Source organism: Klebsiella terrigena (assembly GCF_006539725.1).
In the GTDB taxonomy this organism is placed as follows: Bacteria; Pseudomonadota; Gammaproteobacteria; order Enterobacterales; family Enterobacteriaceae; genus Klebsiella; species Klebsiella terrigena.
In genome coordinates, this window is record NZ_BJNO01000006.1 from 68,450 (window position 1) to 95,055 (window position 26,606).

The window sequence follows — 26,606 nt, forward strand, 5'->3', positions numbered from 1 at the left end:
ATGGCGCCTGTTCATGCCTGCGGCTTGTTGGCTACGTCCGTTGTAATCAGGAAATTTCATGGAAAATCAACCTAAGTTGAATAGCAGTAAAGAAGTTATCGCATTTCTGGCCGAACGTTTCCCACAGTGCTTCAGCGCTGAAGGTGAAGCTCGCCCCCTGAAAGTCGGTATTTTTCAGGATCTCGTTGAGCGCGTTGGGGGTGAGATGAATCTCAGCAAAACCCAGCTTCGTGCCGCTTTACGTCTTTATACTTCGAGCTGGCGCTATCTGTACGGCGTTAAGCCTGGGGCGATTCGCGTCGACCTCGACGGCAACCCGTGCGGCGAACTGGAAGAGCAGCACGTTGCTCATGCCCGTCAGCAGCTCGAAGAAGCAAAAGCTCGCGTCCAGGCACAGCGTGCAGGCCAGCAGGCCAAAAAACGCGAAGCCGCAGCTGCCGCTGCAGGTCAGCAGGAAGACGGCGCCCGTCGTGAGCGTAAGCCACGTCCTCAGGTTCGCCGCAAAGAAGGCACCGAACAGCGTAAGCCGCGTCCCGCCGTTGCGAAAGCACCGCGCGAAGAGCGTCATACTCCTGTATCAGATCTGACCGTGCTGTCCGTCGGCCAGGCTCTGAAGGTGAAAGCAGGCAATAACGCAATGGACGCCACCGTTCTGGAAATCACCAAAGATGGCGTTCGTGTACAGCTGACTTCTGGTATGTCAATGATTGTACGCGCAGAACACCTGGTGTTCTGAAACGGAGGCCGGGCCAGGCATGAACACATTCTTTAAGCTCACCGCGCTTGCGGGCCTGCTAGTAATAGCAGGCCATGCGTTTGCCGTGGATGATATTACCCGAGCCGATCAAATCCCCGTGCTGAAAGAAGAGCCGCAGCACGCGACGGTGAGTGAGCGCGTAACCTCGCGCTTTACTCGTTCGCACTATCGACAGTTCGATCTCGATAACGCCTTCTCGGCAAAAATTTTTGACCGCTATCTGAACCTGCTGGATTACAGCCACAACGTGCTGCTGGCCAGCGACGTTGCTCAGTTTGCCTCCAGGAAAAATCAAATCGGCGACGAGCTGCGCAGCGGAAAACTGGACGTTTTTTACGACCTGTATAACCTGGGACAGAAGCGCCGTTTCGAACGCTATCAGTACGCATTGAAGGTGCTGGAGCGTCCGATGGACTTTACCGGCAACGATAACTTCAACCTTGACCGCAGCAAGTCGCCCTGGCCGAAAGACGAGGCCGAGCTGAACGCGCTGTGGGATGCCAAGGTGAAGTTTGACCAGCTGAGCCTGAAGCTTGCCGGTAAAGACGACAAAGAGATCCGCGAAACGCTGACCCGTCGCTATAAGTTTGCTATTCGCCGTCTGGCGCAAACCAATAGTGAAGATGTGTTCTCGCTGGTTATGACCTCCTTTGCCCGCGAAATCGACCCGCATACCAACTACCTGTCGCCGCGCAATACCGAGCAGTTCAATACCGAAATGAGCCTTTCGTTAGAAGGGATCGGCGCGGTGCTGCAGATGGACGACGACTATACGGTGATCAACTCGCTGGTGGCCGGCGGGCCGGCGGCGAAGAGCAAGTCCATTAGCGTTGGCGACCGTATCGTAGGCGTCGGCCAGGCCGGCAAGGGCATGGTTGACGTGATCGGCTGGCGTCTTGACGACGTGGTGGCGCTGATCAAAGGGCCGAAGGGCAGTAAAGTTCGCCTTGAAGTGCTGCCTGCAGGCAAGGGCGCGAAAACGCGCATCGTCACGCTAACCCGCGAGCGAATTCGTCTCGAAGACCGCGCGGTTAAAATGTCGGTGAAAACCGTTGGTAAAGAAAAAATCGGCGTGCTGGATATCCCTGGTTTCTACGTTGGCCTGACGGATGACGTCAAGGTTCAGCTGCAGAAGCTGGAAAAACAGAACGTCAGCAGTATCGTTATCGACCTGCGCAGCAACGGCGGCGGGGCGCTGACCGAGGCGGTATCGCTTTCCGGTCTGTTTATCCCGTCTGGCCCGGTAGTGCAGGTGCGTGATAACAACGGTAAAGTGCGTGAAGACAGCGATACTGACGGCGTCGTGTACTACAAAGGCCCGCTGGTTGTACTGGTTGACCGCTTCAGCGCTTCGGCTTCTGAAATCTTCGCCGCGGCGATGCAGGACTACGGGCGCGGACTGATCGTCGGTGAGCCAACCTTCGGTAAAGGCACCGTGCAGCAGTACCGCTCCCTGAACCGCATTTACGATCAGATGCTGCGTCCGGACTGGCCGGCGCTGGGTTCCGTACAGTACACCATCCAGAAGTTCTACCGTATTAACGGCGGCAGTACTCAGCGTAAGGGCGTAACGCCGGACATCATGATGCCAACCGGCACTGAAGATCGCGAGACCGGCGAGCAGTATGAAGATAACGCTCTGCCGTGGGATAGCGTGAATGCAGCCACCTACGTCAAGTCCGGCGACTTAACGCCGTTCGGCGCCGGGTTGCTGAAACTGCATGATGAGCGGATTGCCAAAGATCCGGAATTCCAGTACATCATGAAGGACATCGCTCGCTATAACGCAATGAAAGACAAGCGTAATATCGTTTCTCTGAACTACGCCCAGCGTGAGAAAGAGAACGAAGAGGATGATGCGACTCGTCTGGCCCGCATTAACGATCGCCTGAAACGTGAAGGCAAACCACAGCTTAAGAAGCTGGACGATCTGCCGAAGGATTACCAGGAGCCGGATCCGTATCTTGATGAAACGGTCCATATCGCGCGCGACCTGGCCCATCTGGAGAAAGACCAGCCGGCGGTGGAACCACCGGTTAGCAAATAAGCACCCGACGGGCACACATGTTGTGCCCGTTTTTTTTATCCGATCCTGCCGTCAAAAACCTCGATTCCCCCGCGCGCGATGTCAATATATTATGCAGATGTCAGCGATATGCTACAAAATGTAAAGTTGTGTCTTTCTCGTGACTTAGCGGGGGAGGATGGTTGAAAATTAACGTTGTACCCATACGATATGGGTAATCGCATAGTGCGTTTTGTTAAATCGAGGTTAGAAGAAAATTATGATGCGAATCGCGCTCTTCCTGTTGACCAACCTGGCCGTTATGGCGGTGTTCGGGCTGGTGCTGAGCCTGACGGGAATACAGTCAAGCAGCATGACCGGGCTACTGATCATGGCGCTGCTTTTTGGTTTTGGTGGCTCGATCGTTTCGCTGCTGATGTCGAAATGGATGGCGCTAAAATCGGTGGGTGGGGAAGTCATTGAGCAGCCGCGTAACGAAACCGAACGCTGGCTGATGAATACCGTCGCGCAGCAGGCGCAGCAGGCGGGCATCGGCATGCCGCAGGTTGCTATCTACCATGCGCCGGATATTAACGCCTTTGCCACCGGCGCACGCCGTGATGCTTCGCTGGTTGCCATCAGCACCGGGCTGCTGCAAAACATGAGCCGTGACGAGGCGGAAGCCGTTATTGCCCATGAAATCAGCCACATTGCCAACGGCGATATGGTGACCATGACCCTGATTCAGGGGGTGGTGAACACCTTCGTTATCTTTATCTCGCGCGTTATCGCGCAAATTGCCGCAGGATTCCTTAGCGGCAACCGCGATGAAGGCGAGAGCAGCAACGGCAACCCGCTGGTTTACTTTGCCGTCGCCACCGTTCTGGAGCTGGTGTTTGGGATTCTGGCCAGCATCATCACCATGTGGTTCTCGCGCTACCGCGAGTTCCATGCGGACGCGGGCTCTGCCCGTCTGGTCGGCCGTGAGAAAATGATCGCCGCCCTGCAGCGTTTGAAAACCAGCTACGAGCCGCAGGAAGCCAGCAGCATGATGGCGCTGTGCATCAACGGCAAAGCGAAGTCGATGAGCGAGCTGTTTATGACGCACCCGCCGCTGGATAAACGTATCGAAGCTCTGCGCAGCGGGGAATACCTGAAGTAATCCTCTTCTTCAGAGCGTAGAAACAAAAACCGCAGCCTTAATCGGGCTGCGGTTTTTTTTGTGCCGTAATCGGGCGGGCTATTGTCCGGGGCGCGGCTGGGTGACGCGCAGGCCGCTCACGGTGGCCGCAACTACCGCCAGTCCGCCAGCCAGCAGCAGCGCGGTATGGGTGCCGCCGTTACCCTGCAGATTGAACAGCAGCGCGACCAGCGCCGCGCCGGTGCTTTGTCCCAGCAGTCGGGCGGTGCCGAGCATTCCGCTGGCCCCTCCGCTGCGGTGGCTCGGGGCCGATGAGACGATAGTGTGGTTATTCGGCGACTGGAACAGGCCGAAGCCCGCGCCGCAGAGCGCCATGCGCCAGATAATATCGAGGTCGGACGGCGATGAGGGCAGCAGCGCCAGGCCAAACAGACCGCAGGCCATGACCGTTAGACCGATTGCTCCCAGCAGCCCGGCATGAATTTTCTCAATCAGGTAACCCGCCAGCGGCGCCATCACCATGGTCGCCAGCGGCCAGGGGGTCAGCAGCAGTCCCGTTTCGACCTCGCTGAGTCCGATCGTCGCCTGCAGGAAGAAGGGCAGCGAAACCAGCGCCAGCATCTGGGCGCAGAAGGAGCAGATTGAGGTGCAGATGGAGAGTGAGAAAAGCGGAATACGCAGCAGATCAACCGGCAGCAGCGGCACCGGCATCCGCAGCTGGCGGCGAATGAAGAAGAACCCGATAACCAGCATAGCCGCCAATTCAGCCAGCACCAGCTGGCCGGACTGCCCCTGCGCAAAGCCGCCGAGCGCGACGATCAGCAGGCCAAACGTCAGCGCATTCATGATAGCGCTGGGGAGATCGAAGCGGGTGATCCTGCTGCGGCTGCTGTTGGCCGGCAGGTAGCGCATGGCGAGCGTCAGCGAAATAATCCCCAGCGGAATGTTGATTAAAAACAGCCACTGCCAGGAGGCGACGGAGAGGATAGCGGCGGCAATCGTCGGGCCGGCCGCGGATGAGACGGCGACCACAAACGAGTTGATCCCCATTCCTCGTCCGAGGAAGCGTTTCGGGAAGATAAGACGAATGAGCGCGGTATTCACGCTCATCAGCGCGGCGCCGCCGAGGCCCTGGGCTACGCGGGCGAGAGTCAGCATCTCCAGCGAGTGGGAGAGGGCGCAGGCCAGTGAGGTAAAGGTAAACACCAGCAAACCGATTTTATAGATGCGTCGATAGCCGAACATATCACCCAGAAAGGAGAGCGGCAGGAGCGCAATGACGATGGCGATTTGGTAAGCGTTGACTATCCAGATTGAGGCGGCGGGCGAAGCGTTAAGGTCGGTGGCGATGGTCGGCAGGGCCACGTTGGCAATGGCGCCGTCGAGTACCGCCATCGCGATGCCTAAAACGATGGTCAGAATGGCGCCGTAACGCTGCGGCAGTGGCAGACCATCGGGAACGTTTTTATCCATGTTAAGCTTGTGTCTTTATCGTAACTATTCTCTGGGTAATGATTTTAGCATTGATTATTCGGCGGTATGTCGCAGATTTGTAACGAATGGGCAGAAGAACGATTGCGGGCATCGGGTTGCGAATTTATAATAAAAACCGGTTCTAATTTTTATAAAACAGTTGCGATGAGGTGATAAATGGCAGTTGCAGATTTGGATAAACAGCCAGATTCTGTCTCTTCAGTATTGAAGGTTTTTGGCATCCTGCAGGCGCTTGGCGAAGAGCGTGAAATTGGTATTACCGAACTATCTCAGCGCGTCATGATGTCAAAAAGCACCGTTTATCGCTTTTTGCAGACCATGAAGTCGCTGGGCTACGTTGCCCAGGAAGGGGAGTCTGAGAAGTACTCCCTGACGCTGAAGCTGTTCGAGCTGGGCGCGCGCGCGCTGCAGAATGTCGATCTGGTGCGCAGTGCGGATATTCAGATGCGCGAGCTGTCGCGCCTGACGAAAGAGACTATCCATCTGGGTGCGCTGGACGAAGACAGTATCGTCTACATCCATAAAATCGATTCGATGTACAACCTGCGCATGTATTCGCGCATCGGCCGCCGCAACCCGCTGTACAGCACCGCTATCGGCAAAGTGCTGCTGGCGTGGCGCGACCGCGCCGAGGTGGAGCAGATCCTCGAAGACGTCGAGTATAAGCGCAGCACCGACCGGACGATTACCAGCACCGAAGAGCTGCTGGGGGTTCTGGACAGCGTTCGTCAGCAGGGCTATGGCGAAGACAACGAAGAGCAGGAAGAGGGGCTACGCTGCATTGGTGTACCGGTCTTCGACCGCTTTGGCGTAGTGATTGCCGGGTTGAGTATCTCTTTCCCGACGCTGCGCTTCTCGGAGGAACGTCTGCATGAATACGTTGAAATGCTGCACACCGCGGCGCGTAAAATTTCTGAGCAGATGGGCTATAACGACTATCCGTTCTGACAGCGGCGGGCGCTAGCTGCGTCGGGCTACAGCGGGAAGACGCTTCCTGCTGTAGCCCGGAGCGGATTAACCTTTGTCGATAACGGTTTCGCTTTTACGCAGAACCGGACAGTCGGTCAGACCAATAATACCGCTGTCAGAATGAACGTACTGCACGGTTGTGGTACCGCGAGCGGTCAGATATTTACACTGGAGGCCCAGCCCCGCTGCGTTCTCATTGCTGCCAATCAACATGCCGTAGCCGCTTAATAATACGCCAATCCATAAGATAGCCAGTACTACAATCGTACGAATGATCAATCGCATTGTTGCCTCATAATTTGTATTATCCTCGGCGTTTATTTTGACAGGTACACGAGTTGAAACAAGTCTATGATTCTGAAACTTGCGTTTCGTATTACAGTTAGCCGCGGTTTAAGATGAGCGTGCTATCCTGGCAACATCTGGTATTGATGCGGAGTGTGGAGTGAAAAAATTACGCTGGGTTTTGCTGATTGTTGTCATAGCGGGCTGTTTGTTGCTGTGGACTCAGATGCTTAACGTAATGTGCGATCAGGATGTGCAGTTTTTCAGCGGCATCTGCACCATCAACAAATTCATCCCCTGGTAAGACATTTTTATTACGACTGATTTTCTTCTGCTGCGCGGGTGGTAGAATAAACGCCTTCTCTTTGAGGTGGTGAAATGAGTGAGTTACTAAGTCCTGGGATCGTAAATCTGGCATCGCTGGCGCTTTCCATTGTGCTGTTGCTTGTCGGCCTGTTGTTATGGTTTTTTGTTAATCGCGCAAGTTCGCGCGCCAACGAGCAGATTGCGCTGCTGCAGGCTCTGCTGGATCAGCAAAAGCGCCAAAACGCGCTGCTGCGTCGGCTCTGCGAAGCCAATGAACCTGAAAAGGAAGAGGCTGCCGAACCTTCAGCCGTTGAGAAGGGGAAGGACGACGACTTTATCCGTCTCGTCGCTGAGCGGTAGCTGCTAAAGGGTGTACACCGCACTGGTGTACGCCTGCCTCATCGCCTTACGCAATAACTTATTCTTATCCTTCCGTGCTTATTGCCACATTTCTTATGTCACTTAATGTGTTAGCGATCGCAATTTTATCCAATAAGCTATGGATTTTTGAGCTATTCAAATAAAATAATAACATCGTGATTTAATTGCATGATGAAAGTGTGTGTCATCGAAAATTCATTATTAAGATGCAATATAAACACTATTTATCGCGTGGCTAACAGGATTTAATTAACCCTGCATATTCTCGGCCTAAGCCAATTTTCAACTATCAATATGCGCGTTTATGCGCATCGTTATGCAGCGACCCGGACGTAACCCCTTAAAATTGGCAGGGTGCATGCCTGGCGGGCTGGACGGAGCGAAGTTGTTGAGCTACGGTGAAAAAGTTGCAGCGCTCATCCATGCATAATGGGATGTTTGCCGCGCGCCCCGGCATTAACGACGGGCGAGAAAAGGCGCATAAATGTGCAGTTGGTCAAATGATTCCCTTATATTTTGTGCGAAGGATCGAGAGCCGTTTAAAAATGGCTTGCCATTATTAACGTTGTATGTGATAACACCTTTCGGGTTAAACGAGGTACAGTTCTGTTTATGTGTGGCATTTTCAGTAAAGAAGTCCTGAGTAAACACGTTGTCGTTGAATACCGCTTCTCTGCCGAACCTTATATTAGTGCCTCATGCAGTAGTGTGTCAGTTTTATCTATGTAAGCGCCTACGGGCGAAGAAAACAGTCTAAGGAATTTTGCAAATGGCAAAGATTAAAGGTCAAGTTAAGTGGTTCAACGAGTCTAAAGGTTTTGGCTTTATTACTCCGGCTGATGGCAGCAAAGACGTGTTCGTACACTTCTCCGCCATCCAGGGTAATGGCTTCAAAACTCTGGCTGAAGGCCAGAACGTTGAGTTCGAAATTCAGGACGGCCAGAAAGGTCCGGCAGCAGTTAACGTAACTGCTATCTGATTCAAGACCACTCAGCTTGTAAAGAAAGCCTCGCCTTTGCGGGGCTTTTTAGCATTTATTGCAAAACATTTCCGATTTTCCCCCTCCGTTGCGCTTTGTTGCAAAACAACACCTTTATTAGCACTGTTTCGCATCCTGTTTTGTCGATTTTCTGTTAAATCAGAGGGTTGCAAAATAATGCTGGAGCTACGGTGCAAAAGAACAAAACTAAGACAGGCGCGAATTTCACCCCGATTCGCTTTGGGCTACTGTGTGCAGCGATCCTCAGCTGCCTTGGGCTGCTTTTAGGCCGGGTGGGATGGCTGCAGATTGTCTCCCCCGATAATCTGGTTAAACAAGAGGATATGCGTTCGCTGCGCGAAGAGCCTATCGACGTTCAGCGCGGGATGATAAGCGACCGCGAGAATCGCCCGCTGGCGGTCAGCGTACCGGTTAGCGCAATCTGGGCCGACCCGCAAACGATCGTCGAGAAAGGGGGCGTCGGCTATGGGCCACGCTGGCAGGCAATGGCGGAAGCGCTGCACCTTAACCTGAGCGACCTGGCGAAACGGGTTCAGGCTCATCCCCATATGCGCTTTGTCTATCTGGCGCGCCAGGTTAACCCGGAGCAGGCCGAGTGGATCGATAAGCTGCATCTGCCGGGGATTAACCTGCGCGATGAATCCCGACGCTTTTATCCGGCGGGCCACGTTGCGGCCAACCTGCTTGGTTTTACCAATATCGATAATCAGGGAATTGAAGGGGTTGAGAAAAGCTTCAACGCCCAGCTCACCGGAAAGGCCGGACGTCGGCTGGTGCGTAAAGATCGCCACGGCCACGTGATTGAAAATATCACCGAGGTGGCGGCGGTTCCGGCGCACAATTTACAGCTGAGTATCGACGAGCGGCTGCAGACGGTCACCGAGGATGCGCTGGATAATGCGGTCAGCTGGAACAAGGCCGAGTCCGGAGCGGCGGTGCTCATTAAGATTGATACCGGTGAAATCCTGTCGATGGCCAGCTATCCGGACTTTAACCCCAATAATCGCGATAACGCCCGGCTGGATGATTTCCGTAATCGCGCCATCAGCGATACCTTTGAGCCGGGCTCGACGGTGAAGCCGCTGGTGCTGATGACGGCGCTGCAGCAGGGGATTGTGCAGCCTGACAGCGTGGTAGATACCCATCCTTTCGTTCTTGACGGTCACCGCATTCGCGATGTCGGCTACTACCCGGAGCTGACCCTCACCGGCATTCTGCAAAAATCCAGCGATGTTGGCGTCTCGCACCTGTCTCTGGCTATGCCGGTCCAGCACCTGATCGACACCTATAAGGCCTTTGGCTTTGGCGACCCGACGGGCCTCGGGCTCACCGGGGAAAGCGCGGGGCTGATGCCCCAGCGCCGCTACTGGGGCCAGCTGGATCGCGCGACTTTCTCTTTCGGCTACGGCCTGATGGTCACTCCGCTGCAGCTGGCGCACGTCTACGCCACCATCGGCGGCTTCGGCATCGAGCGGCCGCTGTCGATTACCCGCATCGATCCGCCGGTTATCGGTACGCGAGTGATGCCGGAACAGATCGTCCATGAGGTAGAGCATATGATGGAGAGCGTGGCGTTGCCGGGCGGCGGCGGGACAAAAGCGGCCGTCCGCGACTATCGCATTGCGGTAAAAACCGGGACCGCGAAAAAAATTGGCCCGGACGGCAAGTACATCGATAAATATGTTGCCTATACCGCGGGCGTGGCGCCGGCCAGCAACCCGCAGTTTGCGCTGGTGGTGGTGATCAACGACCCCAGCAACGGCTCTTATTACGGCGGGGCCGTTTCGGCGCCGGTATTTAGCCAGATAATGGGCGACGTCCTGCGGCTCGAAAACGTCATGCCGGACGGAATGCCGGCGGGCTCGGACAATCTTATCGTTATGCATAACGACGAGAGCCTGCCTCCGGCGCTGTAACAGTGGTCTGAAAGAGCGAATAACGCTACACTTTCGCTCTTTCAGCGACACCGGAGTTGTCATGTCTTACAGTTGCCCCCTTTGCCACGCGCCGCTTGATCGCCGCGAAAATAGCTATATCTGCCCGCAGCGGCACCAGTTTGATTTAGCAAAGGAGGGATACGTTAACCTGCTGCCGGTGCAGTTCAAACGCTCGCGCGATCCGGGTGACAGTGCGGAGATGATGCAGGCGCGACGCGCCTTTCTCGATGCCGGCCACTACCAGCCGCTGCGTGATGCGATCGGCGAGTTTCTGCAGACCTGTGCGCCAGCCGACCTGCTGGACATCGGCTGTGGCGAGGGTTACTACACCCACGCGTTTGCCGCTATTTCAGCCCGCTGCTGGGGCCTCGACGTCTCTAAATCAGCGGTTCGCGCGGCGGCCAAACGCTATCCGCAGGTGAATTTCTGCGTCGCTTCCAGCCAGCGTCTGCCGTTTGCTGATAGCAGCTTTGATGCGGTGGTGCGGATCTACGCGCCCTGCAACGCGCTCGAGCTGGCGCGGGTGGTCAGACCCGGAGGCTGGGTGGTTACCGCGACGCCGGGTCCGAAGCATCTGCTTGAGCTAAAAGGCCTGATTTACGACGAGGTGCATCTGCACGAGCAGAATACGGAAGAGATGACCGGTTTTACCCTGCGCCATGAGCAGCAGCTGGCGTATCCCATGACGCTAAGCGGAAGTGAGGCCGAGGCGCTGCTGCAGATGACGCCGTTTGCATGGCGGGCGAAACCGCCGGTGCGTGAAACGCTGCGTCAGCAGGCGCGATTCGGCTGCCAGACCGATTTTATGATCCACTGCTGGCAGCGTGATGCCTGATCGCTAACCGGCGAAGTGGCTCCAGAGAATTTCTGTCCCGATACCGATAAGCACAATCCCGCCGAGAATTTCAGCCCGTTTGCCAAGCAGCGGGCCGATAAACCGTCCCAGCATAATACCCAGCGTTGACATCACCAGCGTCGCGCAGCCAATCGCCAGCGCGGTGGCAATGATGTTCACCTGCAGGAATGCCAGACCGACGCCAACGGCCATGGCGTCAAGGCTGGTGGCAATGGCGGTGGTGACCAGCAGCCAAAAGCCGTGACGATGGGGCGCTTCGCACTCGTCGCCGGCGCCGCCGCGAAATCCTTCAATGACCATTCGGCCTCCGAGGAAAACCAGCAGCACAAAGGCAATCCAGTGATTCCACTCGAGGACGAACTGGCTGGCAAGCATCCCCATTCCCCAGCCGACAAGCGGGGTCAGCGTTTCAATCGCGCCGAAGATAAGCCCGGTGCGTAACGCTTCGGAAAATTTAGGTTTGTGGAGAGTTGCACCCTTACCGATAGAGGCGGCGAAGGCGTCCATGGACATGCCAAAGGCCAGAAGGATCGTTGCGGATAAGTTCATGAGTGCGTCCTGACCGGGGATATTCCATATGACACATCGCTGCCCCCAGTAAATATACGCAATAGCTCTAATGATTATACATTGCGTACCGCAGTGATGTGCCTATGGTCTCGCCTGATTGAATGCGTTCTTCAACCCGTACGTGCCACGTTTTGCAACGAGTATGTTGACACGTACATCTTCTGGCCTGGCGGACAGAAGATCGGCTACTCCCCAACGACGGGCGCAACCTTAACATATTTTGAGAATATAAAACAATAACACCATTTAGATATTTTAATAACCAAATGATAACGATTTTCATTTGAATTTAGGTGTCAATAATTGGTTAATAAATATGAGTGAAGTGGGCAGAGGGAATATAGCAATGGCTATGTATCCCTCTGCCGGAATCGGCTGAAATATAGCGCAGGCTATATTTGTAACTTACTGAGTAGAAATGAGAAGTTTGTATATCTTTTCCAGATCGTCGATATTTCGTACGCGAATAAGCAGGCGTCTTTGCTCTAATTGCATCACCAGCACGCCGTCTTCCGATAAATTCATCTCTTTAATTCGCTTATATTCAATCCAGATATTGGCGAAGAAAAAGCCAGTCGGCTTGAAGATGATCTTCGGCGTGCGGATCCAGAACAGGTACAACCCCATTAATGCCAGAGCAGATAATAACCAGGTCGTGATGAGCGCGCCGTGGCTGATAATGTTGTTATAAATCAGGATGGCGGTGAGGCCGACGAAGATTATCCCATCAACGCGGCTGCGACGGAGCAGGGGAACGGCCAGCAGCTGCGGGCCGTTACGGCGCGGCATAATAAACTGGTCATAAATCGCAAATGCCAGCAGAAGCAAAATAAACAGAACCAGCACCAGATCCGTGAGAGTCATCCATCCTCCGAACAAAAGCTAAAAAAAAGCCGGGGGCAGGCCCCCGGCGTACAGCAGGATAATTACAGCCCCAGCAGGCCGATGGCGTAGCCAACGATACCGATGACGAAGAAGCCAACGATGATCCACAGGGCGTTAACTTTCTTACGCAGCAGCCACATACAGGCGAAGGTCAGCAGCAGAGGCACCAGACCCGGCATCAGCTGGTCAAGGATAGTCTGCACGGTAGTCACGCGAGTCTGGCCATCCTGACCGGTGATGGTGGATACCACCAGCGGGATGTTCACGTGCGTCCACTTGTTAACCAGTGCCCCCATGACAAACAGGCCGAGAATCGATGCCCCCTCGGTCAGTTTCTGCAGGAAGCCGCCGCCCATATCTTTAACGATGTCGATACCTTTACGGTAACCGTACGCGACGCCGTAGTAACGGGTCAGCAGACGTACCGCGTTAAACAGGATAAAGAACAGCAGAGGACCAAGCAGGCTGCCGCTCATCGCGATACCGGCGCCCAGCGCCGCGAATACCGGACGCACGGTACCCCAGAAGATCGGGTCGCCTACGCCTGCCAGCGGACCCATCAGGCCGACTTTGATACCGTTGATGGCACCATCGTCGATCTCCGCGCCGTTAGCACGCTGCTCTTCCATCGCCAGCGTTACGCCGAGAACCGGCGCCGCAACGTAAGGGTGAGTGTTAAAGAACTCAAGGTGACGCTTAATCGCCTGTTTACGCGCATCGTTATTCTCCGGGTACAGGCGACGAATTGCCGGCACCATAGAGAAGCAGAAGCCCAGCGCCTGCATACGTTCGAAGTTCCATGAACCCTGGAACAGGTTAGAACGAATGAACACGCCACGAATATCACTCTGAGTGAGTTTTTTCTCGGTGGTATTTTTAGTCATATCAACCATTTCGCTCACCTGTTAGTCCAGTTCGTTATCGAGATCGTTATTACCAGCAGCCTGCGCTGGCGCACCCGCTACGCGGTTGTATTTCGGGCTCAGCTGGATGTAGAGGATGGCCATTACGGTACCAATCACGCCCAGAGCAACCAGGTTGAAGTCGGTGAATGCAGCGGTAACGAAGCCGAGGTAGAAGAACGGCATCAGATAGCCTGCGCGCATCATGTTGATGACCATCGCGTAACCAACGACTACGATCATGCCACCTGCGATGTTCAGACCGCCGGTGACCACTTCCGGAATGGCGTTCAGCAGACCCTGGACTTCACTGGTACCGACGGAGATAGCGACGATAACAGCCGGGATAGCGATACGCATGGCCTGCAGGAACAGAGACGAAACGTGAAGCCAGGAAATGGCCGTCAGGTTTCCGCTATCCGCTGCTTTATCCGCAGCGTGCTGGAAGGCAACGGTGATCGTACGAACGATAATGGTCAGAACCTGGCCTGCTGCTGCCAGCGGGATAGCCAGCGCGATACCGGCACCAATGCTTTGGTGGCCCGCGATAACCAGAACGGTCGAGATGATGGACGCCAGGGCGGCATCCGGCGCTACGGCGGCACCGATGTTCATCCAGCCCAGGGCGATCATTTCCAGGGTACCACCGATGATAATACCGGTTTTCATATCCCCGAGAACGGCGCCAATCAGCGTACAGGCCACCAGAGGACGGTGGAACTGAAATTCATCAAGTACCGACTCCATACCCGCAATACACGCGACGATGAACACCAGCACAATCTGAAGAAGGGTAATCTCCATTGTACTTCTCCTGTTGATTAAGTCTTAAGTTGAAAAGTCAGGCGCGAGCGCAGGGTTATTTATTAACCTTGGCGATCAGGTCCATCATTTTCAGTTTCTGGTCGGTGGAAACTTTACGTGCTTCCAGTTCGATACCGCGGGCGTTCAGCTTCTTGAACGCTTCAATATCTTTCTCATCGACCGAAATCGCGTTGTTCACCTGCGTTTTGCCCTGGCGGAAAGCCATGCCGCCGATGTTAACGGTGGTGATATTCACGCCACCTTCAACAACGCGCTCAACGTCAGTGGGGTTAGTGAACAGCAGCATAATGCGCTCGCCGGCGTATTTGGGGTTGTTGTAGACGCGGATCATTTTAGCCACATCAACAACGTGGGCGGTGACGCCCGGAGGTGCAACCTGAGTCAGCAACGTTTTGCGTACGGTATCGGCGGCGACTTCATCGCTGACGACGATAATACGGGTGACGTTGGTTTCTTTGGTCCAGCGGGTCGCGACCTGTCCGTGGATAAGACGATCGTCAATACGCGCCAGGCCGATAACCATGTAATCGTTTGGACCCATCGGTTTAGCTGGGGTTGCCGCTCGCGGCGCTGCCGCCTGAACGGGAGCCGGAGCCGCTTTTTCTACCGCTTTCGCTTTCAGCGCCTTAACGCCTTCACGACCGGTTTCCACCGCTAACGCCACCAGCTCGTCGAACGACGGATCGTCGTCACGGGCCATCAGCGTTTCAACCAGCATTGGAATGTTAACGCCGGCGATGACTTCGTAGTGTTCTTTATCGACGACAATGCGGCTCGCCGCGTTGAACGGGCTGCCTCCCCACGTATCGACGAGAAACAACACGCCTTTAGTCGTGTCCAGCTTCGCCAGCTGTGCGTTGTACTTCTCGATCAGCGTTTCGGCGTTTTCACCGGGAACGAAATCAATCCAGCCAACGTTTTCCTGCTCGCCCAACAGCATTTCTGCCGTCTTCAGCAGCTGTTCTGCAGCCCAACCATGTGTGCCTATTACAATAGCAATCGTCACTTGCTACCTCCTTTATTATGGTGAATGCATCATCTGTTGTGATACATCCTGAATCACTCTTGCGAACAAAATCGATTCAGTAAGGGTGTAAGATCTAAAATAATCACTACAGCGAATTATTTTAGATAGTGAAAAAATAATTAATGTGATGAAGATCCGTTAATCACGCATCTACGAATAATAATTTCGCGGCGCAAAAAATAGCCTTAGCTATTGCAAAAACAGGTAAATTTTTTTCCAATCCGGTTCTGTTTTTTGCTATGTTTAGCTTCCGTTTAACTACTCAGGAGTATAGGGCATAGCCCGCTGTATGGACCCTCATCGACGTCTTTTCACCTTTTGGCACCAGTCTGCCACCGCTACCTGCTACGCTTTTTTACCAGCAACAACTGTCTCGCCTGTGCATGACATAGCGATGACTACGTCCGTCGTTAACTGGAGCAACTCATGGAATTCTTAATGGATCCCTCTATTTGGGTCGGCTTGTTGACGCTGGTCGTCCTCGAGATCGTGCTCGGTATCGACAACCTGGTATTTATCGCCATCCTTGCAGATAAACTGCCGCCAAAGCAGCGTGATAAAGCACGTCTGATTGGCCTGTCGCTGGCGCTGTTCATGCGTCTGGGGCTGCTGTCGGTTATTTCGTGGATGGTGACCTTAACCAAACCGCTGTTCAGCATCGCTGATTTTTCCTTCTCCGGGCGCGATCTTATTATGCTGCTGGGGGGGATATTCCTGCTGTTCAAGGCGACGACCGAGCTGCACGAGCGGTTGGAAAACCGCCAGCATGATGCCGGTCATGGTAAAGGTTACGCCAGCTTCTGGGTGGTGGTGCTGCAGATCGTCGTGCTTGATGCCGTGTTCTCGCTGGATGCCGTGATTACCGCCGTGGGTATGGTGAACCATCTCCCGGTGATGATGGCGGCGGTGGTGATTGCGATGATGGTGATGCTGCTGGCCTCGAAGCCGTTGACCCGCTTCGTGAACCAGCATCCGACGGTGGTGGTGCTGTGCCTTAGCTTCCTGCTGATGATTGGCCTGAGCCTGGTGGCTGAAGGCTTTGGTTTCCATATACCGAAAGGCTACCTGTACGCCGCGATTGGCTTCTCGATAACCATCGAGTTCTTCAACCAGGTGGCGCGCCGTAACTTTATCCGCCATCAGTCGACGCTGCCGCTGCGCGCGCGGACCGCCGATGCGATCCTGCGCCTGATGGGCAGCCGCAAGCAGAATCAGGTCACGCACGATGGCGACATGCCTTCTGCGGTACCGGTGCCGGAAGGCGAGTTTGCCGAAGAAGAGCGCTACATGATTAACGGCGTGCTGACGCTTGCCCAGCGCTCGCTGCGCGGCATCATGACGCCGCGCGGTGAAATCAGCTGGGTTGACGCTGAGCAGAGCGAAGATGAGATTCGCCGCCAGCTGCTCTCTTCCCCGCACAGCCTGTTCCCGGTGTGCCGGGGCGAGCTGGATGAGATCATCGGTATCGTTCGTGCCAAAGAGATGCTGGTGGCCCTGGAGGCCGGTGAGAACGTGGCGGCGCTTGCTTCGGCATCGCCGGCGATTGTGGTTCCGGAAACTCTGGACCCGATCAATCTGCTGGGCGTCCTGCGCAGGGCCCGCGGCAGCTTCGTCATTGTCACCAACGAGTTCGGCGTGGTGCAGGGGCTGGTGACGCCGCTGGACGTGCTGGAGGCGATTGCCGGCGAGTTCCCGGACGCCGATGAGACGCCGGAGATTGTTGCCGATGGCGACGGCTGGCTGATCAAGGGCTCGACCGATCTCCACGCGCTGCAGCAGGCGCTGGGGCTGGATGATATCGTCAACGAAGAAGAGGATATTGCGACGGTTGCCGGGCTGGTTATCGCCGTCAACGGCCATATCCCACGCCCCGGCGACGTCGTTGAGCTGGCGCCGCTGCAGTTCACTATCGTTGAGGCTAACAACTATCGTGTCGATCTGGTCCGCGTCGTCAAAACGCGCCACGAGCACGACGAAGAAGAGTAATCCCGCCGACCTGCCGGCCTCCGCAAGGGGCCGGCAGGCTATTCGCTATTCTTTGCTCCCACCGTTGCCAGATTGTGCATCGCCAGCCATTGCGGGAATTCGTTTATCGGCATCGGTCGGGCGTAGCGAAACCCCTGCAGGATATCGACGCCGTGGTCACGCAGATACTCCGCCTGCTCCTGCGTTTCAACGCCTTCCGCGATAGTGACAATTTCCAGGCGATGCGCGAGGGCAATAATCATATCCGTTACCGTCGAATTTACGCTGTCGATGCCGATAGCGCCGGTGAAGGACTTATCAATTTTTAAGATATCGGGGCGCAGTTTTTTCAGCCATGACAGCGAGCTGTTGCCGGTACCGAAATCATCGATTGCCAGCTGCACGCCTTTGTAATGCAGGTGTTCGGCCATATGACGATCGCCATCCTGCAGCACGTCACGCTCCGTCAACTCCACCACCAGCTGCTGGATGGGATGGGCGCTAAACCAGTAGTGATGCAGATCGCGCAGCAGTTCGCCGTTAGCAAAGTGGCGGGCGGCGACGTTGATTGAAATATGGAAACCTTTGTCCTGGGGGAAGAGCTTCAGCTGGCGCGCGGTTTCTGCGATCACGTAGCGGGTGAGGGGAACGATAAGATTGTAGCCCTCGGCAATGGGAATAAAGACGTCGGGAGAAATATTCCCGCGACGCGGATTGTTCCAGCGCAGCAGGATCTCGACTCCACAGCACCTTTGACTGCGCGCATCCTCCAGCGGCTGGCACCAAAGCTCGAACTCGCGAGAAGCGATCCCGAGGCTGATTTCACGGGAGAAGCTGAGCCTGCCGGCGGTGATTAGCCAGGCAATACCGGTCATCAACAGCGTGAGGATCAGCGCCAGCGGCAGCTCGGCGGGCAGGTCGTTGAGGGCGATAGCCGAGGCGCCCGGGCCGCTGACGTTAATGGTAAAGGGAAACTGCGAAGAGCTCTGATGATAAATAATGCGCTCGCCGGGAATGGCGTCGCGGTCCACCAGACCAAGGCCGTTAATAAAGCTTTTGCCCCCCACCTGCAGCCCAATACCGGTAATCAGCGGTGATTTCGCGTTGAGAATTAACTCCCCCAGCAGCTCAATGTTAATCATCAGCATGACGCCGTCGGCGCCGCTGGGGGATACCGGATACCACTGTATTAATACAGGCGAGCCGACCAGAAGCGATCCATCGGTGGAGAATACCAGAATGGGGTGATTGCTCGGCAGCATTGGCTGTCGCTGATGAACGTTAACATTGCGTTCGCCATAAATACTCGAGCAGTAAAGAATACTGGATTTCACCAGCGCGATGGTGCGCACCGTCTGCAGCGTGGCCGCCAGCTTGCGTAGAGGCAGGTGAATATCCCGGCACGGCTGGCCGACGAAATTGAGCAGCGAGGTGTGCTGGTTTTCAAGCGGGAGAAGAATTTTATCCATCGCCAGCACCATCTGGCCGGTGACGGTCTGGATCCGCTGCTGATTTAGGCTACGCTGTGAAATAAATCGGATAACCAGCGTGGTTGTTAACGTTAATAACGCAACAATCAAACAGACGACCATACGTTTTCGGCGGTATGTCGTGATGACCTTATGTGCAGTCTGCATGCGCGACACCCTGTCGACTCTGAGTATCGGTCAGAATAACAATCGTCAGACAGTAAGTGTAGTGGGTGTAAATGAATAGCAGAAGAAAAATGCGCCGGTTAGGGCGCATTTCGTTTGCGATGGTTTAGTCACACTGTACTTTGATGGCCAGACCGCCGCGGGAGGTCTCGCGATATTTGGCGTTCATATCCTTGCCGGTTTCGTACATCGTCTCGATAACTTTATCGAGGGAGACGCGCGGTTCGCTGGTACGGCGCATCGCCATTCGCGCGGCGTTAATCGCTTTAACCGATGCGATAGCGTTGCGTTCGATGCACGGCACCTGGACCTGGCCGGCGACGGGATCGCAGGTAAGGCCAAGATTGTGCTCCATGCCGATCTCTGCCGCCACGCACACCTGCTCCGGGCTGGCGCCGAGCAGCTCTGCAAGACCCGCGGCGGCCATCGAGCACGCTACACCAACCTCGCCCTGACAGCCCACTTCCGCGCCTGAAATAGAAGCATTCATCTTGTACAGCGCGCCCACGGCGCCGGACGCCATAAAGTAGCGAATGTAGATATCAGGGCTGACCGATTCAATAAAGTGGTCGTAGTAGGCCAGCACCGCGGGCACAATCCCGCAGGCGCCGTTGGTCGGAGCCGTAACCACGCGGCCGCCGGCGGCGTTCTCTTCGTTGACGGCGAGGGCAAACATGTTCACCCAGTCAATGACGTTCATCGGGTCGCTGGAGAGCTTATCGCTGGCAACCAGCAGGCGGCGCAGCGCAGAGGCGCGACGCGGTACGCGCAGCGGCCCTGGCAGTACCCCTTCGGTATTCATGCCGCGATCGATACAGGCGCGCATGGTCTGCCAGACGTTGGCGAAATAGTCTTCGATCTCTTTTTTGTCGTGCAGCGCCAGCTCGTTCTGCATCACCATTCCGGAGAGCGACAGTCCGGTCTCTTTGCAGTAGCCCAGCATCTCCTGCGCCGATTTAAACGGGTAAGGAACGCTGAGCTCGCCCGCATCTTCTTTGCCGAAATGCTCTTCGTCGACGATAAAACCGCCGCCGATGGAGTAGTAAGTTTTGCTGTAGATTTCTTTGTCACCGGCCCAGGCATGAATCGTCATCCCGTTCTCGTGCAGCGGCAGATTGTCGCTGCGAAAACGCATGCCGTCATCCTGCGGGAAATCGACTTCCTGCTGCCCTTGCGCCAGCAGCAGGCGTCCGCGCGCTTCTACGTCGCGAATAAATGCCGGAATCGCGTCAATGTCGACCGTATCGGGCTGATTGCCCGCCAGCCCCATGATAATGGCGATGTCCGTGTGGTGGCCTTTGCCGGTTAATGACAGCGAGCCGTAGACGTCAACCGCCACGCGCGTCACGTCACTAAGTAGTCCCTTTTCGACCAGGTCATCGACGAACTGTTTACCGGCCTTCATCGGCCCTACAGTATGGGAAGATGAGGGACCAATCCCCACCTTGAACATGTCGAATATACTAATCACCATAACACTCCAGTACAGGGTTGCCGCGGGTGCGGCAACGATGTGATAACTGCGCATAGTGTAAGAGGGAACCGTAGCATCAGCTTAACTATTCACATGAATTAAACTAATGGATAACCATTAATTTACTAATGTTGAGAGCGCCGTCATATTTAAGTATATACCCTAAATAACGGGCCCGATGGGTAGCCGGAAGAGGGTTAAGCAAAGGGCGGTGCGGGGGAGTTCGGCGAGGGAACGCAGCCGGAAGAAGGGCTGCGCAAAGTCGATTAAGGCGTCAGGGCTTGACGCCGATTTGCAGGGCCAGCTCGCGGATAATCCCCGCGGTCATTCCCCAGACAAAATAATGCTGATACCACGAAAGCCAGACCCGATGCGAGTTGCCGCGGCGATGGACATCCAGCGGGTGATAGCGACCCAGGCGCAGCGCTTCGGCCAGCGGCATTTCAAAGACCGCCGCCACCTCATCCTGGCTGGCGTGATAGCGCAGGTTTGGCGGAATGATCCCCACCACCGGGGTGACCTGAAAGCCGGTCACGCTATCCACCGGCGGCAGAACGCCGATGATTTCCACCTGTTCAGGGGGAATGGCCACCTCTTCCTGCGCCTCGCGGAGCGCGGCGGCAATCAGCGACGCGTCGCTGTTATCGACCGCCCCGCCCGGGAAGGCCACCTGGCCGGCGTGCTTACGCATCCGCGGCGAGCGCTGGGTAAGCAGCAGCCCCGGCTGCGGGCGACGGACAATCGGTACCAGCACCGCGGCCTGGCGCTGATTGAGGGCGCCTTGCGAAGGCTGCGGGCGCAGTAATTGAAAGCGCGAAAGAAAGTCGTCCAGCTCAAGGGCGCTATCCGCCATATCTTAACTCTCCAGTTGGTGCAGAATGCGGTTAACTTTATCAAACGTTTCCTGGTATTCAGCGTCTTCTTCGCTATCCGCGACAATTCCGCCGCCCGCAGAGCAGTATAGCTGCCCTTGCCACGCCGTCAGCGTGCGGATCGTAATGCTGGTGTCCATATTCCCGCACAGGCTGAGATAGCCAATGCTGCCGCACCACGCGTTGCGCCGCTGCGGCTCAAGGCTATCGATAATTTGCATCGCGCGCACCTTGGGGGCGCCGGTAATGGAGCCGCCGGGAAACGCCGCGCGCAGCAGGTCGCTGGCGTGAAGATGGGCCGGTAGCCTGGCGGTAATGGTGCTGACCAGATGGTGGACCGCCGGGAACGGCTCAACGACGAAGAGCTCGGGTACGCGAACGCTGCCGGGCTCGGCCACCCGGCCAATATCGTTGCGCATCAAATCGACGATCATCAAATTTTCAGCGCGATCCTTTGGCGAGTTAGCCAGCCTTTTCGCCTGGCGGGCATCCTGCTGCGGATCGGCCAGCCGCGGTAGGGTGCCTTTAATCGGCCGGGTCTGGATTTCACCCTGATGCAGCCGGATAAAACGCTCCGGAGAGAGGCTCAGCACCGCGCCGTCCTCGAGGCGAATAAAGGCGCTGAACGGGGCTCTGTTAGCGCGGTTAAGCTGGCAAAATGCCTGCCACTCGTCGCCCTGATAGCGGGCCTGGAAGCGCTGGGCCAGGTTGACCTGGTAGCAGTCACCGCTTTGCAGCCACGCCTGCACCTGGCGAAATTTCTCGCCGTACTGCTCGCGGCTCATATTAGAGCGCCAGGCCGAGGTCAGGCTAAAAGGGGTCGCCGCTGGGGCCGCTTGTGCCGTCAGCCAGCGCAGGCGCGCGTGGGGATCGTCGTAGCTCAGCAGAGCGACTTCACGCCGCTGGTGATCGACGATCAGCGCCCAGTCGTAAATACCGACCGCCATATCCGGCAGGGCAATATCCGCGTCGGCATGAGAGGGCAGCTTTTCGAAGCGGCGCCCCAGATCGTAGCCGAACAGCCCCAGCGCGCCGCCAAGGAACGGCAGGTGCGGATGGGCCTGCGGCGCGAGTCCGCACTGCGCCAGCTGCTGCGCCAGGATTGTTAGCGGATCGTCAGCCGAAGTCGTCAACGTTTGGCCGTCATTCACCGTGGTGATACCGCCGCGGGTCGTCAGCGTCGCGCGCGGCTCGGCGACGATAATATCAAAACGGTTGTGCGGATGATCGGCAAAGCCTGAGTGCAGCAGCATCGCCCAGGGCGCTGCGCTTATCGGCGCAAAGTAGCGCTCGGCGGCATCCGGATGCCAGGGCAGGGTAATAATAGCGGGGGACAACATCTTCCTCGATCCTGATCGTTACCGCCCGCTGGCTAATAAGGGGACGGCGTGAAATAATTACGCCCCACAATGTAGCAGGAGTCAGATATGTTTGCAGGTTTACCTTCGCTGAGCCACGAGCAGCAGCAAAAAGCAGTAGAGCGTATCCATGAGCTGATGTCGCAGGGGATGAGCAGCGGTGAGGCGATTCGCCTGGTGGCCAACGAACTGCGCGCCACGCATACCGGGGACCGAATCGTAGCGCGCTTTGAAGATGATGAAGACGAAGAGTAAGTAGATAGCGTCTTTGATATATCAGCAGGGAGCCAGTTCCCTGACAGTCTCCCCCTTCAGGCCGATGATTACCGGCGAAAAATGTTAAACGCGCCCTCCGTTAGCGGAAGGCGGCGGGTCAAATAATCACCTCTGGCAGCAGGCCGGGATCTTCATGCAGCATCACGTGGGTCACGCGCTCACCACGCCAGAAGTTCAACTGAGTACCGAGGGGCGTGTGATGTACGCTTACTTCGGTCAGCGGTGACGTTTTCGCCAGATCCCAAACACAACAAAAACGCGCCTGCGGCAGATGGTTGCGTAATACCAGATAGCTGAGGTCGCCGATCGCCGGATTATCGGGAGCCAGCCCTTGCCACAGTTCACCGTCACCGGCTAGCCACAGGGCAAAGGTGTCGTTCTCGCGGGAAAAGTGGCGCGGCTGACAGCCGTGAAGCGGCGTCACGGTTGAATCCCGCATATCACGCAGCGGCCCTCTGAGCGAAAAGGGTTGCGGCATGCCGCTTTGGTCGAGCGCCTTCGCGGCCAGATGCAGCGTCCAGTCGAGCTGCTGGCGATGAGGGTTTTCCACCGTTGACAGGTCAATCAGCACATCATCCAGCCACAACAGGCGACGGCGAAAGCGCACTTCGCGCCATGCCTCAACATCCCATTCTACCCGCGTATGGCTATTAAGCGTTGGTGGCGGCTTCTTCCAGTTAACTTCCGCGTCTATCCAGTGATAATCATCGCCCATATGCCAGCCCAAGACCTCGGTGTTGGCTGGCGGCTGATTGGTCTGGTTGACGGACAGCGTGTTGTGGGTGGCGCTGTTTTTGTAATAATCGTAGTGCATTTTCGCACCGTAGCCCGTGGTGCCAAGATCCGGGAGTAACCAGCCGTTGTGTTGCCACAGCATCAGACTCAGCCGATCGTAGTGATCGTGCTCGCCGCCCCAGGGGCTGTGTTTGATCAACACCGCCAACTGCTGCTGCGGGTGTCGCCACAGCGTCAGCCCGGCGCCCGGAGCAAAGACCGAGTGTTGCGGGAGCGGATTGATTGCGGTTTCAGGCAGCGCCCGGTCGCGCCACAGCAGCGTCTCCCGCCAATCCGCTTCATCTTCAGTCAACTGCAGGACCGACGCGTAGAGCGGGTCATGCCAGATAAACCAGGCAAATTCGTACAGATCGCGGTGATACAGCTTCTCTTGTCCGGCGAGGCAATCGTTCAGACGTGGGAAGGTACCGTCAGGGAGCACAAGCGAGAGTGGGAAACTGAGCATTCGTGGATACCACGGGCCATCAAGCAGGCTCCAGCGGGTGCCACGCGCCAGCTTCTCAAAGGCAAAGAACCCCTGCAGCGCGTAGTAGTGGTAGTGAATCGAACCTTCAAACCATAAACCTTCAGCCAGTAATCCATGCTCGAGTTGCCAGCGCAGCCCGTAGGGCTGATTTACGGCAAAATCCAGCAGGCTCTCATCTTCCAGCACAAACCCCAGCACCCCGAGCGCCGCGCTGATTTTCACTTCATGGTTATGGATTTGTGGGCTGCGATGCGCGCGCAGAAACGTTGCCGCGCAGCGCAGCAGGATCTCGCCAATGTGCTGCTGCTCACCGGGCGGTAAGCTGTCGCGAATAAAATCATATCCTAGCGCCATATCCAGAATGCAGTTGGCTTCGCACAGCGTCTGGGCATTCATTTTGCCAGGACCATTGTGCGGAATATCGCCATGGACTTTATAGTCGGGATAAACATCCGCATAGCCCATTAGCAGCATGCGGACTTTATCGCGGTACGGCGTTTCCCCGGTCAGACGCCAAAGCAGCCCCAACTGCTGGCAGGCGCTGGCGTTGCGACCGTTCATTTCACGCCACCATGCGCCGTCCCAGGGCTCGCCGCTGAATGTTTCGCCATCCACAGGGCAAGCGTGCTGGTGGGGAGAGTCCGCCAGCCACGTCAGCCGCACCCCATGGTGCTGACAAAAGTAATAAAGATTCCAACTGGCTATCCCGGTTTGCGGGATGTGAACGGCGGCTTCAAGTATCGGTTGTGCATCCTTCACGAGCTGTTCAATCTGCTCGACATTATCGGCTGCACGTCTGGCAATGTCGGTCCATAGCCCAGAAAATTGTTTCATTATTGGTTATCCCTGACCTCGGTTGATGCAGGAAGTGGGGCGATGAGCGTGGTGATATCGTCAGGATATTTCGCTCTCAGCCAGCGCGCTTTCTCGCTAAATAGCGGATTGTTCGGCCATGCGTGGGCGGCGCTCGCAATGTTGCGTAGCGCTTTTTTATCGTCCATTTTGTCGAGGTCTTTCCATGGCCACGGCGTGCCGCTGTTAATAAAGCCAGCGACATATTGATAGCCTTTTTGCAGGCTATGGTCGTCGAGGGTAAAGTTCCAGATATCGACACCGGCTTTTTCGCCCAGACGTCCCAGACGGTTATAGGCTTCGAGGTTGAAGTTGCTGTAGTGCCACGGACGGGTGCGCTCAAGCTCAGCCATCTGACGGCCTTGCATATCAAACTGCCCGGCGATACGGCGCAATTGAGTGATGTACAGACGCTTTTTCGCTTCTTCGATTTTGCCGCTGAACAGCGCATAGGTGGCGGCTTGCATATCAAAATAAGTGCCGTGATTGTTGTGCCAGTTCTCTTCTTCAAAGCCGTTCTGGCTGGTGGTCATCCAGTGATAAAACTCGCCGAACCACTGTTTAAGCGCCGTTACGTCCTTTTCACTCAGTGCGCTGGATGATTGCAGCAGGGAGATGGCATCAACCACCTCAACCAGCGCCCGGCTATCGATAATGCCAATGCCACGTCCGGTATTAATCCCGGGGATAGCCTGCGCATATTGCAGGTTCGGGGTCATGCGGGTATTGGCGTCGAGGAACCAGCTTTTAATCTGTTGAACGGCCTTCTGCGCGTAGCGTTCATCCTGAGAGAAATACCATGCCAGCGCCAGCGTCGAGACATCGTTGCTCATTTTCACCAGGCGATTTTTATCCGTGGCATTACTGTTTGCGTCCGGGTTAGTTTGCCCATCTTTGCGGATGTACGGCAGACCGTCTTTGGTCTCCGGGTTTGGCCACCAGTACGGTGGAAAGCTGTAGTAATCGTGCTTATTGCCGCTGGCGGCGACCAGCGTTTTATCCATCACTGAAAGCAGCGGATGTTTAAGCGCCAGGTCCGCCTTGTTTAACAGCGCGTTTGCGGCCTGCACGAACAGCGGGTCTTTAGCCGCTATCTGCTGGCGGCTATAGGCTAAATCTTTACCGTCAAGGGTGTAGGGTTCAGCGGCATACAGGGATGCACTGATGCTGCAACAGAGAAACGTAAAGCCTAATATTCCTCGGCGAGGTATTGAATACATAGTGATAACCCTTCTTCAAATATGAGAAAAGATAACAAGAGAATTATGCCTGTTGCGTATTTCCATGACGTAAAAGGCAGGTGAATTAATTAAAAAATAACGCCTTGATAAATAGCATGGCGTGCAGTGTAAAAGACAAAGTGATTTTTTTTGTGATGTTCATCATGATTATTGCGGTGGATGAAAAATGACTCATTTAATGCTGTGTAGTTCACGGTTTTCGACGTTTTTCAATTTTTATTGATAAATGCAACAAAATGACTAAGTTTATAACTTATTGATTTTTAATTATTAAATTTTAATGTCACTTTTTGTGTCACTATTTGATGTGAT

Annotated in this window: 24 protein-coding genes, 1 pseudogene and 1 riboswitch; of the genes and pseudogenes, 12 read left to right on the plus strand and 13 right to left on the minus strand. The window is 55.6% G+C overall.

The window, feature by feature from the left end; all coding sequences use genetic code 11:
* The first annotated feature begins 58 nt into the window (after nt 1–58).
* The 3 genes from proQ to htpX all read left to right on the plus strand — a co-directional run bounded on the left by proQ (nt 59) and on the right by htpX (nt 3,924).
* Entirely contained in the window at nt 59–736 is a 678-nt protein-coding gene (gene proQ / locus RTE01_RS09670; protein ID WP_135184323.1) for an RNA chaperone ProQ, read from the plus strand.
* A gap of 19 nt (nt 737–755) precedes the next feature.
* The gene (gene prc, locus RTE01_RS09675) at nt 756–2,804 is read left to right on the plus strand and encodes a carboxy terminal-processing peptidase (RefSeq protein WP_141334949.1); all 2,049 of its coding nucleotides are present in this window, start codon (nt 756–758) and stop codon (nt 2,802–2,804) included.
* A 238-nt stretch (nt 2,805–3,042) separates the two neighbouring features.
* Nucleotides 3,043–3,924 (plus strand): protease HtpX, encoded by an 882-nt coding sequence (htpX, locus tag RTE01_RS09680; protein ID WP_134526689.1) that lies wholly within the window; start codon nt 3,043–3,045, stop codon nt 3,922–3,924.
* Nucleotides 3,925–4,002: 78 nt separating this feature from the next.
* On the opposite strand, the gene RTE01_RS09685 is transcribed toward htpX, so the two are convergent.
* Nucleotides 4,003–5,376, minus strand: coding sequence for an MFS transporter (locus RTE01_RS09685; protein ID WP_134526686.1), 1,374 nt, complete (start codon nt 5,374–5,376; stop codon nt 4,003–4,005).
* Between the two features lie 177 nt (nt 5,377–5,553).
* On the opposite strand from RTE01_RS09685, the gene kdgR reads away from it, so the two are divergent.
* A complete protein-coding gene (gene kdgR / locus RTE01_RS09690) occupies nt 5,554–6,345 on the plus strand; it encodes a DNA-binding transcriptional regulator KdgR (RefSeq protein ID WP_041146203.1) in 792 nt (263 codons plus the stop codon).
* A gap of 66 nt (nt 6,346–6,411) precedes the next feature.
* Here the strand turns inward: kdgR and RTE01_RS09695 are convergent, their stop codons facing one another.
* Nucleotides 6,412–6,651, minus strand: a complete 240-nt coding sequence (locus RTE01_RS09695) for a YobH family protein (protein WP_041146202.1) — start codon at nt 6,649–6,651, stop codon at nt 6,412–6,414.
* 160 nt (nt 6,652–6,811) lie between these two features.
* Here RTE01_RS09695 and mgrB point away from each other — a divergent pair, with 160 nt between their 5' ends.
* From mgrB to rlmA, 6 genes and pseudogenes are all read left to right on the plus strand, one after another.
* The gene (gene mgrB, locus RTE01_RS09700; RefSeq protein ID WP_041146201.1) at nt 6,812–6,955 is read left to right on the plus strand and encodes a PhoP/PhoQ regulator MgrB; all 144 of its coding nucleotides are present in this window, start codon (nt 6,812–6,814) and stop codon (nt 6,953–6,955) included.
* Nucleotides 6,956–7,029: 74 nt separating this feature from the next.
* Complete coding sequence (locus RTE01_RS09705) at nt 7,030–7,317, plus strand: YebO family protein (RefSeq protein WP_141334951.1); 288 nt, start codon at nt 7,030–7,032, stop codon at nt 7,315–7,317.
* Between the two features lie 633 nt (nt 7,318–7,950).
* Nucleotides 7,951–8,095 (plus strand): annotated as a pseudogene (locus RTE01_RS09710) (DUF2627 domain-containing protein).
* Nucleotides 8,096–8,107: 12 nt separating this feature from the next.
* Nucleotides 8,108–8,317 carry a transcription antiterminator/RNA stability regulator CspE gene (gene cspE / locus RTE01_RS09715; protein WP_001062678.1) on the plus strand — a complete coding sequence of 70 codons (210 nt, stop codon included), beginning with the start codon at nt 8,108–8,110 and terminating at the stop codon, nt 8,315–8,317.
* A 191-nt stretch (nt 8,318–8,508) separates the two neighbouring features.
* Complete coding sequence (ftsI, locus tag RTE01_RS09720; protein WP_115192398.1) at nt 8,509–10,254, plus strand: peptidoglycan glycosyltransferase FtsI; 1,746 nt, start codon at nt 8,509–8,511, stop codon at nt 10,252–10,254.
* Nucleotides 10,255–10,315: 61 nt separating this feature from the next.
* Nucleotides 10,316–11,110, plus strand: coding sequence for a 23S rRNA (guanine(745)-N(1))-methyltransferase (gene rlmA, locus RTE01_RS09725; RefSeq protein WP_141334953.1), 795 nt, complete (start codon nt 10,316–10,318; stop codon nt 11,108–11,110).
* Nucleotides 11,111–11,113: 3 nt separating this feature from the next.
* Here the strand turns inward: rlmA and mntP are convergent, their stop codons facing one another.
* The 5 genes from mntP to manX all read right to left on the minus strand — a co-directional run bounded on the left by mntP (nt 11,114) and on the right by manX (nt 15,319).
* Entirely contained in the window at nt 11,114–11,680 is a 567-nt protein-coding gene (gene mntP / locus RTE01_RS09730; protein ID WP_041146197.1) for a manganese efflux pump MntP, read from the minus strand.
* Between the two features lie 116 nt (nt 11,681–11,796).
* Nucleotides 11,797–11,907: riboswitch (yybP-ykoY riboswitch) on the minus strand.
* A gap of 199 nt (nt 11,908–12,106) precedes the next feature.
* Entirely contained in the window at nt 12,107–12,565 is a 459-nt protein-coding gene (locus RTE01_RS09735; protein WP_041146196.1) for a DUF986 family protein, read from the minus strand.
* A gap of 62 nt (nt 12,566–12,627) precedes the next feature.
* Nucleotides 12,628–13,479, minus strand: coding sequence for a PTS mannose transporter subunit IID (locus RTE01_RS09740; RefSeq protein WP_041146195.1), 852 nt, complete (start codon nt 13,477–13,479; stop codon nt 12,628–12,630).
* A 12-nt stretch (nt 13,480–13,491) separates the two neighbouring features.
* Nucleotides 13,492–14,292, minus strand: a complete 801-nt coding sequence (locus tag RTE01_RS09745; protein ID WP_041146194.1) for a PTS mannose/fructose/sorbose transporter subunit IIC — start codon at nt 14,290–14,292, stop codon at nt 13,492–13,494.
* Between the two features lie 55 nt (nt 14,293–14,347).
* Entirely contained in the window at nt 14,348–15,319 is a 972-nt protein-coding gene (manX, locus tag RTE01_RS09750; protein WP_041146193.1) for a PTS mannose transporter subunit IIAB, read from the minus strand.
* A 447-nt stretch (nt 15,320–15,766) separates the two neighbouring features.
* On the opposite strand from manX, the gene yoaE reads away from it, so the two are divergent.
* Nucleotides 15,767–17,326 carry a CNNM family cation transport protein YoaE gene (yoaE, locus tag RTE01_RS09755; RefSeq protein ID WP_041146192.1) on the plus strand — a complete coding sequence of 520 codons (1,560 nt, stop codon included), beginning with the start codon at nt 15,767–15,769 and terminating at the stop codon, nt 17,324–17,326.
* A 38-nt stretch (nt 17,327–17,364) separates the two neighbouring features.
* Here yoaE and RTE01_RS09760 read toward each other — a convergent pair whose 3' ends face one another.
* From RTE01_RS09760 to pabB, 4 genes are all read right to left on the minus strand, one after another.
* Entirely contained in the window at nt 17,365–18,942 is a 1,578-nt protein-coding gene (locus RTE01_RS09760) for an EAL domain-containing protein (RefSeq protein WP_134526680.1), read from the minus strand.
* Between the two features lie 124 nt (nt 18,943–19,066).
* The gene (gene sdaA, locus RTE01_RS09765; RefSeq protein ID WP_041147681.1) at nt 19,067–20,431 is read right to left on the minus strand and encodes an L-serine ammonia-lyase; all 1,365 of its coding nucleotides are present in this window, start codon (nt 20,429–20,431) and stop codon (nt 19,067–19,069) included.
* 277 nt (nt 20,432–20,708) lie between these two features.
* Nucleotides 20,709–21,287 (minus strand): CoA pyrophosphatase, encoded by a 579-nt coding sequence (locus tag RTE01_RS09770; RefSeq protein WP_041146190.1) that lies wholly within the window; start codon nt 21,285–21,287, stop codon nt 20,709–20,711.
* Nucleotides 21,288–21,290: 3 nt separating this feature from the next.
* A complete protein-coding gene (gene pabB / locus RTE01_RS09775) occupies nt 21,291–22,646 on the minus strand; it encodes an aminodeoxychorismate synthase component 1 (RefSeq protein WP_134526677.1) in 1,356 nt (451 codons plus the stop codon).
* 87 nt (nt 22,647–22,733) lie between these two features.
* Here pabB and RTE01_RS09780 point away from each other — a divergent pair, with 87 nt between their 5' ends.
* Nucleotides 22,734–22,919 carry a YoaH family protein gene (locus RTE01_RS09780; RefSeq protein ID WP_134526674.1) on the plus strand — a complete coding sequence of 62 codons (186 nt, stop codon included), beginning with the start codon at nt 22,734–22,736 and terminating at the stop codon, nt 22,917–22,919.
* A 118-nt stretch (nt 22,920–23,037) separates the two neighbouring features.
* Here the strand turns inward: RTE01_RS09780 and RTE01_RS09785 are convergent, their stop codons facing one another.
* A complete protein-coding gene (locus RTE01_RS09785) occupies nt 23,038–25,035 on the minus strand; it encodes a heparinase II/III domain-containing protein (protein ID WP_134526671.1) in 1,998 nt (665 codons plus the stop codon).
* Nucleotides 25,035–26,273 (minus strand): alginate lyase family protein, encoded by a 1,239-nt coding sequence (locus tag RTE01_RS09790; protein ID WP_134526668.1) that lies wholly within the window; start codon nt 26,271–26,273, stop codon nt 25,035–25,037. The genes RTE01_RS09785 and RTE01_RS09790 overlap by 1 nt, the downstream gene beginning before the upstream one ends.
* Nucleotides 26,274–26,606 lie beyond the last annotated feature (333 nt).